General features: G+C 45.4%; 17 protein-coding genes. 8 read left to right on the forward strand and 9 right to left on the reverse strand.

Annotation, left to right across the window (positions count from 1 at the left end):
* The first annotated feature begins 8 nt into the window (after positions 1–8).
* The gene (locus A3860_RS30270; RefSeq protein WP_081153753.1) at positions 9–1070 is read left to right on the forward strand and encodes a PorP/SprF family type IX secretion system membrane protein; all 1062 of its coding nucleotides are present in this window, start codon (positions 9–11) and stop codon (positions 1068–1070) included.
* Between the two features lie 72 nt (positions 1071–1142).
* On the opposite strand, the gene xth is transcribed toward A3860_RS30270, so the two are convergent.
* A complete protein-coding gene (gene xth / locus A3860_RS30275) occupies positions 1143–1919 on the reverse strand; it encodes an exodeoxyribonuclease III (protein ID WP_245843666.1) in 777 nt (258 codons plus the stop codon).
* A gap of 250 nt (positions 1920–2169) precedes the next feature.
* Between xth and A3860_RS30280 the strand changes: the two genes are divergently transcribed.
* The 3 genes from A3860_RS30280 (at position 2170) to A3860_RS30290 (ending at position 5454) form a co-directional block, all read left to right on the forward strand.
* A complete protein-coding gene (locus A3860_RS30280; protein WP_081153755.1) occupies positions 2170–3489 on the forward strand; it encodes a glycoside hydrolase family 28 protein in 1320 nt (439 codons plus the stop codon).
* A 50-nt stretch (positions 3490–3539) separates the two neighbouring features.
* Positions 3540–4586 carry a pectinesterase family protein gene (locus A3860_RS30285; protein ID WP_081153757.1) on the forward strand — a complete coding sequence of 349 codons (1047 nt, stop codon included), beginning with the start codon at positions 3540–3542 and terminating at the stop codon, positions 4584–4586.
* Positions 4587–4959: 373 nt separating this feature from the next.
* Complete coding sequence (locus A3860_RS30290) at positions 4960–5454, forward strand: hypothetical protein (RefSeq protein ID WP_143774332.1); 495 nt, start codon at positions 4960–4962, stop codon at positions 5452–5454.
* Between the two features lie 69 nt (positions 5455–5523).
* Here A3860_RS30290 and A3860_RS30295 read toward each other — a convergent pair whose 3' ends face one another.
* The 3 genes from A3860_RS30295 to A3860_RS30305 form a co-directional block, all read right to left on the reverse strand.
* Complete coding sequence (locus tag A3860_RS30295) at positions 5524–5862, reverse strand: hypothetical protein (RefSeq protein ID WP_081153761.1); 339 nt, start codon at positions 5860–5862, stop codon at positions 5524–5526.
* A gap of 87 nt (positions 5863–5949) precedes the next feature.
* Positions 5950–7230 (reverse strand): TCR/Tet family MFS transporter, encoded by a 1281-nt coding sequence (locus tag A3860_RS30300; protein ID WP_081153763.1) that lies wholly within the window; start codon positions 7228–7230, stop codon positions 5950–5952.
* Between the two features lie 309 nt (positions 7231–7539).
* Positions 7540–9201, reverse strand: coding sequence for a hypothetical protein (locus A3860_RS30305; protein ID WP_143774333.1), 1662 nt, complete (start codon positions 9199–9201; stop codon positions 7540–7542).
* A 247-nt stretch (positions 9202–9448) separates the two neighbouring features.
* On the opposite strand from A3860_RS30305, the gene yiaA reads away from it, so the two are divergent.
* Complete coding sequence (yiaA, locus tag A3860_RS30310) at positions 9449–9865, forward strand: inner membrane protein YiaA (RefSeq protein WP_081153767.1); 417 nt, start codon at positions 9449–9451, stop codon at positions 9863–9865.
* A 202-nt stretch (positions 9866–10067) separates the two neighbouring features.
* Here yiaA and A3860_RS30315 read toward each other — a convergent pair whose 3' ends face one another.
* The 4 genes from A3860_RS30315 to A3860_RS30330 all read right to left on the reverse strand — a co-directional run bounded on the left by A3860_RS30315 (position 10068) and on the right by A3860_RS30330 (position 14308).
* Entirely contained in the window at positions 10068–11117 is a 1050-nt protein-coding gene (locus tag A3860_RS30315) for a sensor histidine kinase (protein WP_081153769.1), read from the reverse strand.
* Between the two features lie 7 nt (positions 11118–11124).
* Positions 11125–11514 (reverse strand): response regulator, encoded by a 390-nt coding sequence (locus tag A3860_RS30320; RefSeq protein WP_081153771.1) that lies wholly within the window; start codon positions 11512–11514, stop codon positions 11125–11127.
* Positions 11515–11810: 296 nt separating this feature from the next.
* Positions 11811–12440, reverse strand: a complete 630-nt coding sequence (locus A3860_RS30325) for a response regulator (protein ID WP_081153773.1) — start codon at positions 12438–12440, stop codon at positions 11811–11813.
* Positions 12437–14308, reverse strand: coding sequence for a PAS domain-containing sensor histidine kinase (locus tag A3860_RS30330; protein ID WP_081153775.1), 1872 nt, complete (start codon positions 14306–14308; stop codon positions 12437–12439). Before A3860_RS30330 ends, A3860_RS30325 begins: the two co-directional genes overlap by 4 nt.
* 170 nt (positions 14309–14478) lie before the next feature.
* On the opposite strand from A3860_RS30330, the gene A3860_RS30335 reads away from it, so the two are divergent.
* Positions 14479–14844, forward strand: coding sequence for a winged helix-turn-helix domain-containing protein (locus tag A3860_RS30335; RefSeq protein ID WP_245843667.1), 366 nt, complete (start codon positions 14479–14481; stop codon positions 14842–14844).
* A 390-nt stretch (positions 14845–15234) separates the two neighbouring features.
* Here the strand turns inward: A3860_RS30335 and A3860_RS41310 are convergent, their stop codons facing one another.
* A complete protein-coding gene (locus A3860_RS41310; RefSeq protein ID WP_158085412.1) occupies positions 15235–15402 on the reverse strand; it encodes a hypothetical protein in 168 nt (55 codons plus the stop codon).
* Positions 15403–15414: 12 nt separating this feature from the next.
* Between A3860_RS41310 and A3860_RS40735 the strand changes: the two genes are divergently transcribed.
* Together A3860_RS40735 and A3860_RS30340 are read left to right on the forward strand one after the other, a co-directional pair.
* Complete coding sequence (locus tag A3860_RS40735; protein ID WP_216823542.1) at positions 15415–15558, forward strand: hypothetical protein; 144 nt, start codon at positions 15415–15417, stop codon at positions 15556–15558.
* 2 nt (positions 15559–15560) lie between these two features.
* Positions 15561–16052 (forward strand): molybdopterin-dependent oxidoreductase, encoded by a 492-nt coding sequence (locus A3860_RS30340; protein WP_216823543.1) that lies wholly within the window; start codon positions 15561–15563, stop codon positions 16050–16052.
* Position 16053 lies beyond the last annotated feature (1 nt).

A 16053-nucleotide genomic window follows, 5' to 3' on the forward strand; every position in this document is an offset into this window, starting at 1 on the left:
ATTTGTGTATGAAACGGAATGGGAAGTTGCTTTTCATAGTCGTTCTATTGCAATCATCGTTTGACGGCTTTACACAGGATGTGGGGTTCTCCCAATTTTATGATCAACCGCTTTTGCGCAACCCGGCCTTGGCCGGTGTTTTTACCGGTGATGTGCGGGTTACGGCCGCTTTCCGGAACCAATGGCAAAGCGTTACTATTCCTTACAGGAGCTATGCGCTGAATGCCGAGTTTAAAATGCCGGTACTGGGTGATAAAAACCTGACATGGGGAATGCAATTGATCAGGGATGTAGCAGGCACTTCGCAATTCAGTACCACGCAAATTTTACCGGCGGCCAACCTGAGTTTGCCGTTGAGCAGCGACCGGCCTGCTTATTTATCGTTTGCTGTGATGGGCGGTCTACTGCAACAGCGGTTCGACCCCACCAAGTTGGTGTTGAACGATCAGTTTGTTTCGGGAAGCAATGGGAGTTTGAGCGTGTCACCCGCTTCGCGCCAGGTATTTGATAAAACGGATGTAAATTATTTCGATCTCTCAGCGGGTATAAGTTACAGCAGCGAGTTTGGCAACGATATAGAATATTTTGCCGGGGGCGCCCTGTTCCATCTTACAAAACCAGGGGTGGGGTTTTATAATGGCAATGTTATTACCCGTAACCGCAAGCTCGCAATAAACGGCGGACTATCGGCCCCCACAAGTGAAACAGACAGGTTTATTATGTATGCAGATTATTTTAAACAATTTGCAACAGGTTTTCAACCTGCGGGTAAGGGGTCGTTTCAATATGGGTTTATGTTCAGCCACGATCTTTTTGTGGAAGGTGATGTGCAAAAAACGATCACGTTTGGCGTGTTGCATCGATTACAGGATGCGGTTATTCCTGTTGTAAAATTACAGATATCCAAATTTATAGTTGGTATGAGCTACGATGTTAACGTAAGCAAACTGGTGACAGCCTCTGCTTACCGCGGCGGGTTTGAGCTTACCATTTCTTACCGCGACCTGTTAAACATCCATAATAGTGATCTGCGGCAGGTAGACTGCTGGGGCCCGCAATTTAAAAACTGAGAACTGAATTATGACCCGGGCATGCTGCTTTTGGGATAAAAAAATTTCAGGGCTTCCAGATCGACACAGCTTCTAATTTATCTCAATCCACACCGGCGCATGGTCGCTTGATTTTTCCCAGCCCCGCACGTCGCGGTCAACACCTGCTGCATGCAGTCGTTTGGCTATTTCGGGATTTAATAAAAAATGATCGATGCGCAGCCCGGCATTTCGTTCGTAGGCATTGCGGAAATAATCCCAGAACGTATAGATGGTATCGTTAGGGTACAGTTTTCGGATAGCGTCTGTCCAACCCTGATCGACCAGCTTTTTAAATGCTGCACGGGTTTCCGGCCTGAACAAGGCATCGTTCACCCAGCGTTCGGGTTTATACACGTCTTTCTCTGTGGGCATCACATTATAATCGCCGGTTAAGATAACCGGTCTTTTCCCTTTCAACAGTCCGGCCGCATGTTGGGTCAGCCGTTCAAACCAGGCAAGCTTGTAATCGAACTTGGGCCCGGGAGCGGGGTTGCCATTGGGTAAATACAGGCAGCCGATGGTTACATTATTAATGGTAGCTTCAATATAACGGCTATGAACGTCTTCCGGATCGCCGGGAAGCCCTCTTTGCGTTTCTTCGGGTTGGCCGTATTTTGACAATATCGCTACGCCATTCCAGCTTTTTTGTCCATGCCAGATAGCGTGATACCCCACGTCGAGTATGGCTTTTTCAGGAAATTTCTCCTGCGGCGCTTTCAGTTCCTGCAAACAAACCACATCGGGTGCGCTTTCCTGTAACCATCTTAATAGTACCGGCAGGCGGCCGTTGACCCCGTTCACATTATAAGTGGCAATTTTCATTTTCATGTTCTACAATTCTACTGTACCTCGAATTTAGTGATTGTTCCAGCAATTTACACATATGCAGCAATCTTTATAATTCCCAGCCGCATCATGGAAAACGGGCCCGACCAAAACCTGAACCAAATTGACCGGTTTTTGAACTCTCCCGAAAAGCACTCCCGTTAGTTTTGTACTGCTTGCAAAACCATCAACAACAAGCCCGGGCTTTGATGGTTCGGTATCATTTATAACAACCAACAAAAAACGATTACGTATGAAAAAAACTATGGTAACGGTACCAATGGTTTGCCTCCTTATGGCAGCCTGTAGTAAAAAAGAGACGCCTTCCACTAACACCACCGACTCGCGAACACCCTCCACTGAATCAGTTTCTGTACCCAGCATTCCCGCCGGCACTTTTAACATCACCAGTTACGGCGCATCAACCGGTTCTTCCGATAATACAACGGCTGTGCTGAATGCAATAAATGCCGCTTCTGCAGCCGGGGGCGGAACCGTAGTGGTGCCTTCCGGAACATTTTTGTGTGGTCCGCTCAAATTAAAGAACAATGTAGGCTTACAGATCTCCAGTGGCGCCGTGCTGAAAGCATTGGCTTATGGAACTTATCCGGGTTCGGGTGGAACCGCAGACGTTGCATCATTTATAGACCTTACCGGCCTCACCAATGTTAAAGTGAGCGGCGCCGGAACCCTGGAAGGGCAGGGGGCTGCCTGGTGGAGCGCCTACAACTCGACAAAAGCGTCTGGAAACGCCATTGCAAGGCCGGCCATGATCGGTTTTACCAGTGCCACTACTGTTGAAATTTCAGGTATCACCATTCAGAATGCACCCAACAGCCATATCAGTGTAAGCAAGAACAACAACAGTGTTACGATCTCAGGCGTTACGATCAGCTCGCCTTCCAATTCACCCAATACCGACGGCATCGATACCTGGTCGCCCAATATTAATATCACCAATTGTACTATCAGTTGCGGTGATGATAATATTGCCATGAATAACAACAGTAAGTATGTGACCATTACCGGTTGTACGTTCGGGGCCGGACATGGCCTGTCGATTGGCAGTTATACGGCCAACATCGATCACATAACCGTTGATAATTGTACTTTTAACGGTACAGGTAATGGCATCCGCATGAAATCGAACCGCACCCGCAGTGGCACCGTGCAATATCTCACCTATACAAACCTGACGATGACCAATGTGCCCACGCCCTTTTTTATGTGTGAATATTATCCCGATAATACGATCCCTTCGAGCCCAACAGCAGATGCAGCGCAAACAGTAACCACTACCACGCCGGTATGGAAACATATGACCTTCAAAAATATTACGGCAACAGGCGCCACCAGGGCCGGGTTTTTATGGGCCGTGCCGGAAAAACCCATGGGCGACCTGGTTTTTGACAATGTAAAAATTACTGCCTCCACCGGCATGACGGCTAACTATATTAATGGGGCTTCTTTTATAAACGGGTCAAAGATTACGGTGTCCAGCGGCAATGCATTTGTGAGTACCTATTCTTCAACGATCACCGGCATTAATTTAACCACAGGCGCCGCGCAATAATTCCTTTTGCTGATACTACAACCATTTTTTTACCATAAAACCAATCAACCATGAAACTTGTAAAATCCCTTTTACTGATCCCGGTATTAGCCGGTGTTTTTTCCTGCAAAAAATCACAGGACATAGCAACCACCGCTAATGAAAACAGACTGGCCACCACCGAGGCTACCACTATAGTTGTGGCCAAAGACGGCAGCGGGAACTATACCACTGTTCAGGCCGCGCTGAATGCGGTGGCTAACAACAGCAGTACCCGCACTGTCATCAAAATTAAGAATGGCACTTATAAAGAAGTGATCACGTTGGCGTCTACAAAAAAGAACGTCTCCATTATTGGGGAAAGCGCCACCGGCGTTAAACTTACTTACGACAATTACGCCAGCAAGATCAATCCGGCTACCGGCGCAGCGTATGGAACCAGTGGCTCTGCGAGTACTTTTATAAAAGCCGAAGGTTTCTATGCCCAGAATATTGTTTTTGAGAACTCCTCGGGCCCGGTAGGGCAGGCGCTTGCCATTAACATCAGCGGCGATAAATGCGTTTTTAATAACTGCCGTTTTCTCGGCCGCCAGGACACCTGGTATGCAGGCTACGTGCGAGTGTATTGTAAGAATTGCTATATAGAAGGAACAACTGATTTTATTTTTGGACCAGCCACCGCCTTTTTTGATGGTTGTAGTATTTACAGTTATGGCGGAACCGCATTAACCGCAGCCAGCACCGAAAGCTACGTTACTTATGGTCTTGTATTCAATAACTGTACGGTTACCGGTGCTTCCGGCGTATCTACCGTTATGGGTAGAACCTGGAGACCTTATGCCGCCACTGCTTTTTTGAACAGTTCGCTGTCTTCGATCATTGCGGCGGCAGGATGGAGCGATTGGGGAAGCTCCTCAAACGATGCCACAGCCAGGTATCGCGAATATAATAATAGGGGCGCCGGCGCCTCCACCTCGGGCCGCGTTTCCTGGAGCAGATTGCTGACCAGCTCGGAAGCTGCTAATTATAGCAATTTTAAAACCGTACTGAAGACCACCTATGCCAGTTCACCCGTTACCGATAACTGGGACCCTTCTATTGTTATTGCTAACCCTTAAGGTACTATCACCAGCAGTGGGGCGCTGATACAGCAATATACTTTTGCAAACGGTTCTAACCAGCTTTGGCAGTTGAACAGGCTTTAGTCGTTAGCTTCGAGCGTTTTTTTTGCGCCGTAACAAGGCATCTTTTGAATAAGCTCCAGGTCAAAAGATGCCTTGCTTTTTCAGATGCCTTTAACATATTAAACACCCATTTCTTAAAAAAAGACCAATTAATGGTATTCGCTATGCGTGCCGGTTATGAATGCCCTTAAATTATCTACTTTACAGGCATTCTTAACCTACAAAAACAACCATGTATCGTAAAACTTTACTTGCACTTGTATTAATACCATTAACATCAACGGCCTTTTCGCAAAACTTACCCCAAGTGACCGTTCCGGATGTAACCGATATTACAAAGGTCACGTTTCATCCTGGCCTTTCTTATGAAAAAAGGATTGGAAGGTACCAAACCCTGTATGGACAGGTATTCCCGGCCATCAATTTCTCCCTTGACATTTCTGACGGATTTGGCGGTTACAATTCAGATGCTTCTTTTTATGTTGACCCGGCTGTGTATTTGCAATACCGGTTTTATTATAATGGCGGAAAGCGCCAGCGGAAAAAGAAAAGGACTGAGCTAAACTCCATGAATTATATTGGCGTTGTTGACCGAACGGTTTTGTCGAAACATCCTGTCAACTCGGATTATGATATGGAAAAACATTATCGCACGATGAACACATTGGGTGCAGTGTGGGGATTACAAAGAAATTTCGATCGCAGCAGGATCAGTATCGATCTCAATGTAGGCCCGGCTATTGCCTTCGCAAAATCAACCTATACCGACCCCCAGCGGCCATCAGCAAAACTATGTATATAAGGAGCTCACTTTGCTGACGCAATTCGATATTGGTTTTTGGTTGAATAAGAGGAAATAAAAAATAGTTCCCTACATCCGCCAAACAGCCAGACAGGCCGCTGCCAGCGTTAAACCGATCAGTGCATAATAGGCCGTTTTGGAGTAGGGCTTTTTTTCGAATTTTATATTTATGGCTGTAACGATCGCGAACATACTTGTTTTGGGCACCACCTTGAAATAATTGATATTAGGAGCTTTCATCACTACAAGTAATATACCGGTCACTAAAATTAAAATACCCAGGATAAGACTTTTTTTGTCCCTTACCTGGGTATTATAAGTTTTCCATAATGTGGCTAATGAAAATACGTAACCCAGGAAACAGATAAAATGTGATAACAGCACGATGTTAAATACTATATGTTGCATTGTTTATTGATTATGCAACAAAACTAGCGCGGGCTTTCTGCCCGTTCATGCACCTGGGTTAATAAATTGAACAAAGGTTAAAAATATTTAATGTACCGGCGTTTCACTAAATTTACCCGCACCCGCAATTGCTTTTGATAGCCCGGGTTGTTCTCTCCGTTCCCGGCTAAGCACCTTCCAGATAATAATAATGCTTAACAACATGCACACGGCGCCAATCAAAAAATGTATCCCGGGGAAATAATAGGGGGCTTTGTTCGACGTAAAATATGCAAACGTACTGTTCATGAGCAAGGGCCCAATAACAGTAGTAAGGCTCATTAAACTGGTAAGCGCACCCTGCAGCTCGCCCTGTTGATTGGGCGGTACATGTACCGAAATAACAGATTGTAACGAAGGGCCACAAATGCCACCGAGACAATACGGGATCAAAAATGCAAACATCATCCAGCTTTGTGTGGCAAATGCGAACAGGATCAACCCCAGCGTATAAAGGCTTAAACCGAAGTAGATGCTTTTTTCATTACCCAATTTAGGTACGGTTACCCTGGTTAATCCGCCCTGAACTGCTCCTACCAAAACACCCACGATGGCCAGGGAAATACCAACCATTTTTTCGGTCCAGTGAAACCGGTAGATGGTGAAAAAGTTCCAGTTACCCTGTACCGCCTGGCTGCCAAGATAGATCAGAAAAAAGCTAAACGCCAGCCCTCTGATCTCTGGATGCGCAGTCAAAAACTTTAATGAGCCAAATGGATTGGCACGTTTCCATTCAAAAGTCCGGCGGTTTTCTTTGCTTAAAGATTCTGGCAATAAGAAATATCCGTATAAACAGTTAAGCAAACAAAGTGCTGCTGCTGCATAAAAAGGCGCTCTGATGCCCCAGGTTGCCAGCAGGGCTCCCAATGCCGGACCTAACACAAAGCCTAACCCAAAGGCAGCACCGATAAGGCCGAAGTTCTTGGCCCTTGAGGCATCATCGGGACTAACATCTGCAATATAGGCGGAGGCAGTCGTAAAGCTGGCCCCGGTAATACCGGCAATGATACGCCCTAAAAACAACCAGCCATAACTGGGCGCCAGCGCCAGGATGATGTAGTCAAAGCCGAAACCCAATAATGACAACAGCAAGATCGGGCGGCGGCCGTACCGGTCACTAAGGTTGCCTATAACGGGTGCAAACAAGAATTGAACAATAGCAAAAACTGATAATAAAAGAGCGCCATAAGTACTGGCCTGGTTAACGGGAATACCTTTTAATTGCGCAATAAGATCGGCCATTACAGGTATAATAAGGCCCCATCCCATTACATCGATGAGTAATGTGACAAATATAAAGCCCATCGCTGACTTCATAGGTTTCTTCATAAAGCTTGTGTTGATTTCGGCGGTAAACTTAAACCGAAATACTTAATACGCAGGGAGGCAATTGCGACAAATTTGAGGTGGATTGCGACATGAAAAGTAGATGTTGAAAAAAAGCCGCACTGTTCGTTTAGATCAGTGCAGCTTTTTGCAGGCTATAAACAGGTCAGCGTTCACTTATTTTTAACATATACCGGTATACCGTAGTTAATACCCCAGTACTGAGTTCAGGTATTTGATGTGCTTCATACAAAGGGGTTTGGTATATTTAAATGATTCTATTTACAACGTGTATACACATCAAAAAATTGCTCATTCCGCCTTCACCACCGTCTGGTTCTTAACAGCGGTCACTGCTGCCAGTTGTTTGGTATAATAATCACTCAGGTCCTTTTTTCCGCATAATGCTGCGGATTGGGCCGCGCCGTTCAAGCCATTATACCTGTTGGGATGTTTTTCCAGATCAGCCTGGTAGGCATCCAGCGCTTTGTCGCTTTGTTTCAATTCCAGGTACATATCGGCCAGCAGCTCCCGCGCCGGTAATACTTCACCGGGCGTTACGGGGTGTTTTTCAGTCTTGTCTTCCATATCGGCCGACTGGTTCATTTTTTCCAACGCCACTGTATTATTGCCTTCTTTCAGGGCTATCCAGCCTTCTGAAGCTTTTATCTGTATGTCGAGCTGGTTGGCTTTATAGCTTTCTTTTTTGGCCAGCAGCTCGTTCCGTAACCGGTTCAAAACGGCCAGTTCGTTTTTGGCGCTGTCTAATTTATTTATATGTACAAAACCAAGCAGCCGGGCAAAATGGATGATGCCACTTTGCCAGGGAAATTGTTGCATGGGAAAACCAGCCGGTGTGGTGTTCAGTTGGGAAGCTTCCTTCCATAACCGGTTCTCGAGCACATACCGGGCAGGGATAGCGGCAAATGTATACGCCCCTTTCATATTCGGGGGGCTCACATTATTGAAGGTGTTCAGGTAATCCCATTGTTCTTTTGCTTTTTTTATTTCTTTCTTTTGCAGATACGCATATACGAGGTAATCCATGCCATGTAATTCTTCATCCCAATGGCCTTTAATGCCTGCACTTTCGGCATAGCATTTGGCGGCGGCAATGGATGCCAGGTTGCTGGCTATGCTTTCATCCCACAAACCCAACCGGGTGAAAATATGCGAGGGCATGTGTTGCGCATGTGCCGATGCCGGCGCTACGGATGCATATTTGCGGGCTGCCGGTAAGGCCAGTTCGGCCAGTTCGGGCACATCGTACGTATGAATAATATAATGAATGATGCCGGGATGGAGGGGCGCGCTGGGGTACAGGCTGTTGAGGATCTGGCCGGCCTTTTTTTGTTTGGCATACGTTTTATCGGCAGGGTCAGCGGCGGCATCCAGCGCCAGTGCATAAAAGATCGCTGCTTCTTTATCGTTGGGATATCGCTCGTACAGGGTTTTCATCGCTGCTTCATACTGCAGGCAACGGGTACGGTGATCTGCTTTTTCCCAATTGCTGTAATAGGTTGATAAGGCGTTGATGTAATCCGATTCCCTGGTTGTTTTTGCTTCTATTGACCGGGCCACTTCCAGTGCTTTATTGCCTTTGATCAGTTCCGGCGTTTCGGGTGGTGTCCATAATGGATGATAATTGCACATGGCAACACCCCAATATGCCATGGCGCAATGCGGGTCGCGGTTAATGATCTGCGCAAATGCTTTTTCGGCTTCATCGTATTCGAAGGAGTGTAAAAGGGCTATGGCAAAATTGAATTGCTTTTTGATGCTGTCATCACCTGATATTATAAACGATACTTTACCTACACTTTTATCATCGGGGCCACATAAAACCACATTGCCTGTTTTCAGGTTGATGGCGCTGATCTCTTTGGCAAGCTGGGGCAGTTGCCGTTCCCTGCACGAAAACAGCAGGACAAAAACAACCAGCACAACTGTTGCCGTTAATATGATCTTTTGCATGTTCATTCTCCCTTTAAATGGGTTACTAAATGGCAGGATGCGGATATGGTAGTGTTATCAACGGGGACAAACTGTTTTTGCGGTGGTTAAAGGTAGATATATTATATGTTATAACCATTTTGGCATTCCCGTAATGTGGTATTTTGGCTTGCTGTACACTTTTTTAGGAATATTTTATAGGTTTTGAATCTATCTTTATTTTGGTATTTTTACCGGTCGGTTCCTATTTAACCTTAAAAAACAACTAATGAACCAAAAACCCTCAAACGCCTTTATTGCTGCCTCGTGGATTGCCCTTGGCGCCGGTATGCTCGGCTTTTTGATTGGCTTATGGCGCGCCGAAATGCAATTGAATGAAAAGGGATATTATTTTACGGTTTTAATGTTCGGTCTTTTTGCTGTTATCTCTGTTCAAAAAAGTGTTCGCGACAGACTGGAAGGTATTCCTGTTACTGATATCTACTATGGCTTAAGCTGGTTCTGCACCATTCTGGCCATTATTTTGTTAGTAGTGGGGTTGTGGAATGCTACCATTTTACCGAGCGAAAAAGGTTATTATGCATTTTCTTTTTTACTGGCTTTGTTTGGCGCTATTGCGGTGCAAAAAAATGTACGCGATGCCAAAGGTGTAGAAGTTAAAAAGGATGGGGAGAACAGGCAATAATGTAGCTCGTAATTAAACTAAATAACAAACAGGGAATGTTGATCGCTCAGCATTCCCTGTTTGGTTTTATACGAAAACCTAAAACACAAAAGCCTTCCCGACTACCGCCGGGAGTGCTTTTGAAAAAACAATGCGCAGTATTTTCGCATTGATGATACAGGGTGTTTGGTTGTGTCTGAAAGATCCTGTATTGTATGGGTTTTCATATAGGAATTCTGATGTGTAGCCGGCAGCCTTTTTCCGGCGCCGTAACGATATCGCATTGGCCATGCAGGTGTTTTGCCCGCTCTCTGATGTTGATCAGTCCAATCCCGTCTACCTGGTGGTTAGGGTCGAAACCGATGCCATCGTCATCTATGATCAACTCTACATGTCGGTCATCGGTTTCGAGTGTCATAACCACTGTTCTGGCTCTGCTGTGCTCTATGATATTCCTGAACTGTTCCTGAAGAATACGGTAAATATTAATTTTCTTATGGTCGGATAGTTGTTCTTCATTAAAATGGTGGATCCCAAAAATGATATTGATCCGGTGGATTATTTTGGTGTCTTCAATGAAAGCTTTTACACTTTCAAGCAGGGTATCTTTGGGCAGTTTGTGCAGTACCATTCCGCGCGACAATTTCTTGATCTCTCCAATTGCTTCCTTGAGTAATTGAATGGTAATGTTTTTTGCCTGCCGGTTTTCATCCTTATACACTTCAACCATGTCGAGGTGCAGTTTGGCGGAACAGAGCAGCTGGTTCACATTATCATGCAGTTCCTGTCCAATTACCAGCCGTTCATGCTCCAGCACTTTGAGTAACAGGTCGCTCAGTGCATTATTGGGGTTTTCCGGGGTAGGGGATTGGGGTTGAATGGCCGTTGCATTCTCGGCCTGCAGGGCCCGGTCATTGCTGTGTCCGGCGCACAGGATACATCCCTTCGGATCTTTGCCGGATACCAGCTGAAAAAATGACCATTTATAAACAGACTGCCGCTCGGGGCCGGCATAGGTATACAGATTAATAGGGATTGTTTGCAGGGTACCGTCGTTGTTGGCCAATAGGGTATTGAATACTTCCCGGTCGGTTTCGGATAAAAGGGATTGAAAATAATCCAGTTGGCGCGGCGTTCCGGGTCCGAAGGCATTGTTCATGGCGGTATTCATTGAATGAATACGGCCTTCCAGGTCAATGATTGCATAATACACCGGTTCCTGCCCCCGCCAGCTGGCGTGGTCATGTTGTGACCATCCGTCACTCCTGTTCATAGCTAGTTTACTTTTGTTTTACAAGGCTTTCCAGGGCCTTCTCTGTTATGCCTGTAATGGAGTCGAACCCCAAAGACTTCTCTACGTAGTAATCAGCTCCAAGGCGCATGCATGTTTCATAGTATTCACCAGGGTCGTTATTCGTCAGCATCACAATTGTTACCCGCTTGTTCATTTCCCTGATCTTGATCAGCATATCAATGCCGCTCCGGTCGGGGAGGTTGATATCAAGGAAAATAAGGTGTGGCGTTTTTCTGGCGAACATCGTTAGGCCTTCTTCAAAGCAGCCTGCGACTGCAATAGAGATCTCGTCGTAACGTTCTGATAGCAGTTGTTTGATACGATGAACGAATAAGGCAGAATCGTCAATTAAGAGGATACAGAGTGTGCTGTTCATTCATATCGTTGTTTGGACTGCAAAGATGCAACGATCCAGTTCCCCGCACAATAGGGTCAAATGTTGTTTTGGTGTCATGATGACATTTACTGTTTGTGGTCGTTTGTACTACAGGGGAGAGTAGTTAGAAATTTGTGGCAGGCAGTGTTGAATGTAGCTGTTACCGGTTTCCGGTTCCCGGTCACCAGGTAAAAAATTCGGAGACCCAGATTGTAATCAAAAAGATCGAAATTCAAGGCCTGGTAACAGGTAACTGGTAACAGGCAACTGTTCCTCCATGTCTCTTATTTTCATTTTCAAATCAACTTATTCTCTACCGCATACAATGTTAACTCCGCATTATTCTGCATGCCCATTTTTTCAAGTATCCTTGACCGGTAGGTGCTGATGGTGTTAACGCTTAAGGAGAGGGAGGCGGCTATTTCGGATACTGTTTTTCCTGAGGCAATGCGTTTTAATACATCAAATTCCCGTTCACTTAATTTCTCGTGCGGTAGCTGGTTGGGATCATCGCCAAATGAAGCGGCCAGTTTTTCCGCGCCTTCTGCACTGATGTATTTCTTGCCCTGCAGCAATTGCCGCACGGCTTTTAACAGCTCATCGGGATGGCTTTCTTTATTCAAATATCCGCTGGCGCCGGCTTTTAATGCCCGCACCACATACTGGTCTTCGGGATGCACACTGAGTATAAGCACCGGTGTTGATGGCAATATTTTTTTCAGCTGCCGCAGGGTTTCCAGGATGTTGCGGCCAGGCATGGAAATATCTGAAATAATGAGGTCCCATTTTTTTACAACGGCCTCTTTAATGAGTTCCGACGAATCGGTTACTTCGCTTACTTCTGCGCCGGGGTATTCTTCCCGTAATAAAGTGCTGAGGCCTTTCCGGATAAGGCTGTGATCATCGGCGATTAAAAATTTTGTCACAGTTGGGTGATTTCCTGGTTAGTGATTAGTATGGGTATTGACAAGTGTATATAGGTGCCCCTGCCCGGCTTGCTATCAATAGTAAACTCGCCGTCGATCATAAGCGTTCTTTCGCGCATGCCTTTTAAACCCAGGGTCTTTTTGCCCGCCATGTCTTCCATGCGGAACCCTGTTCCGTTGTCGCGAATTTCCAGCACAATTCTGTTTTCTTCCTGTGAAAGCACGGCGTCTACCTGCGTGGCATGGGCATGCCGCGCAATATTGGTGAGGGCTTCCTGGTAAATCCTGAACAGGGCATTGGATTGGTTGGTGGTAAAATGAGGTTCAGCAACCAGGCTTTCAAAAATGCACCGGATGCCAAAATTCTTTTCAAATTCCCGGCTCTGCCATTCCAGCGCACTTACCAGCCCCAGGTTGTCGAGAATGCTGGGCCGCAGCTGCGTGGCTATTTTACGTACCGATCGCATGGTTTCAAACAGCAATTGATCGGCCTGTTTCATTTTTTCTATCATCTCCTCTTCTTCAGGCTTCAGTTTTTTGCTCATCTGTAACAGATCGAGCTTCAGCAGGGTTAACTGCTGTCCCAGTTCATCATGAATTTCGCGGGAAATATGTTTGCGTTCTTCTTCCCTGATGTTTTCGAGGTAGGAGGTAAGCTCCCGTAGCTGGTGGTGCGATTCTTTCAGCTCCCGTTCCACTTTTACTTTGCCGGTGATGTCGTTGGCCACTATATATATATGCCTATGACCGAAAGAAACAAAAAACTCTATGGTCTTTTTCGATCCGTCTTTGCACGTAACATCATACTGGCTAACAAATGTTTTTGATTTAGTAAGGCTTTGCGCCTTTTCCCAATCACGGTTGGTGATCACTTTGTTGCGATCGTCAGGATCGGGAAATGCTTTTTTGAGCCATTCCATTCGGTTGGGAATATCTTCCTTTGTATAACCAAACGTTTCTGTAAAGGCATTGTTCAGGAACTTTGTTTCTTCCCGGTCACTAAATACACAAATGGGGATGGGCAATTGTTCTGAAATGTTCCTGAATTTCTTTTCACTTTCCTGTAAAGCCCTGGTGGCGCAATTCCTTTCGGTTACATCGTTAAAGGTTACATACAACAAATTGCTATCTGTTGTAAAAGACATTTCCAGGTCCTTGCTGCTGCCGTCCCTGCAATAAATAGTGGCATCAATAGGCCTGGATTGTTGCTTTTCTCCATTCTGCACTTTACTTAATTCATCATACCATTCTTTTTTTATTTTTTCAAAATAGGTTTTGTTACGGTATGCGGCCCTTCTCCAGTGTTCTATATCAGGTATGTCTTCGATCGTATAGCCGAACCACTCGGTGAATTTGGGGTTGATGAACAAAAATCGTTGGGGTTCCTGAATTTCATAAGCGGCAACAGGCATGGCAAGCTTTTCAAAGATACGCCTGAACTTATCCTTTGCCTCCCGTACCATTTGCTCTGCTTTTGCCTTTTCAATCATCTCAACGGCGATAGCCGGTTCACTGGCGTTTATGGCTATTGGTTGTTGCCGGTTTTGTATTACCAGTACAAGTGGTTGTTTTCGCATATGCCAGATGGAACAGGCATAGGTGGCAGCCGGTAATTTTTTCGAACACAGATGAAGCTCAATAAAAGTTTCGGGCTGAATATGCTTTTTTGAAATGGCCGTTTTAAAAGCCGTTTTAGCCGCCGGGGTTAGAAAGGACTGTATCTTTTTGCCGATGCACCGTTTGGCGGCCACTCCGTGCAGCCTGGCTTTTGCCGGCCAGATGGCATTTATAATACCTGTTTTTTTTTCAATAGATACTAAAATGACATCGCCTGAACGGTTATATGTAGCAATCATACTTTTTCCCATTAACCGGAAATTGATTTAAGTATGTATAATGGGTTTGGTTTATAAGTTAAGCTATTTCTATGTTAATTATAATGGCAGGCCGGTTATTTTTTATTGAATCCCCTTTTACCCCCATAAAAGAAAAAGATCATATGGTGTGATAACATTATATTAGTCGTTATTATTGCATCATGAAAAAACAAATGAGGGACCTTTTCAGCAAGGGCGCGTTCAGGGTGAACGGCAGTTTGTGGATCGAAGGGGATGGCACCCGCTTTTTTGGTCCCGGCCCGGTTGAATTATTACTACTCATTGAAGAAACCGGATCTATAAACCAGGCAGCCAAAAAAATGGGCATGTCGTATAAAAAGGCCTGGGAAATCGTAAGCCGCCTCAATGAGATCGTTGGCAGCCCCATGGTGATAACGGCCACCGGTGGCGAAAAGGGCGGCGGGTCAACTATTTCGGAAGAAGCCCGCCAGCTCATCGAATATTACCAGTCTTTACGTGAGCGCTTCCGTAAGTTTATGGAACAGGAGTCACAGAAACTACAGTAGAATCTCAAAAGCTACATTAAGTGTTCAGTGGTTATTTGAGGAAGTAGGTTAATGAAGTAAGAAGTATGAAGTATGAAGATCCTGATTTTCGATCCTCGTACTTCAATTTTGAACTTTAAACATCCGGCTTTGCGCCTCGAATTTCAACAGCTTCTTACCTCTTACTTCCTACGTCTTACTTCTGCTCTAAACTTTCCTACAAAAAATCAATATAACAAACTACCACAATATAAACCTTCCGTTATATCTTAGAGGGAATAACGATTAAAATCTAACTGTTTAAGTTCAAAAAGGTAATGATTGTATTAATTACTTATTACAGGGCAGTGATACCGTTGTAGAAGGCTATGCAGAACGGGCAGGAACAATTTTGTAAATTTAATTTACCGCTTATAAGTGTGATATGCGTAATTCATTGCTGATAATAATTGGGATAGTGGGTGTTTTGGTCTGCCTGTCGGCCACGGTCATGAACCCGCGTGGGGCCACCAATACGCCAACGCCCCTGGCATTACAGTTATTCTGCAGAAAAATGCTCAGGGTGCGGCTGGCCTGCATATGATCGCTGTAATGATTAATTCAAACACGCTACATGGCAGCCAGCTGAATTTAACGCAACAGGAGAAAAAAGACCTGATCGCGTTCCTGAATATGCTCACTGATTCCACCTTTATTACCGATAAACGTTATTCGAACCCATTTGTAAATAAATAAGTATGTACATAAAGCAACTGTTCGCCCTGGTATTTTCATTGACTGTTCTATGTGCCCTGGCCAATGCCCAGGCTTTTTTTCAGGTTACGGGCGAAGTAGGTACGCCGTTGAAGTTGAATGAAGCTGAGATCGCGAAGATGAACAGGACCTCCGTTACGTTGACCGACAAGGATGGTAAAGACCATAGTTATACAGGAGTACCCGTGCTCGACCTGTTAAACCGCGCCGGCGTTACCACCGGAAAACAATTGCATGGGGAGAACCTCACCAAGTACGTATTGGTGAAATGCGCCGATGGCTATGCCGTACTTTTCTCGCTGGCCGAAATGGATACCGCTCTTTCAAAGAAAACGATCATACTGGCTACGGAGGCCGATAACAAACCCATTCCCGAAGGCAAGGGACCGTTCAGGTTAGTGGTGCCCGGCGAGGGCCGTCCCGCCCGCAGTTGCTTTCAGGTGGTGGAGTTTATCGTGAAGTTTGCGAAGGATTGAG

The organism is Niastella vici, assembly GCF_002077945.1.
Taxonomy (GTDB): domain Bacteria; phylum Bacteroidota; class Bacteroidia; order Chitinophagales; family Chitinophagaceae; genus Niastella; species Niastella vici.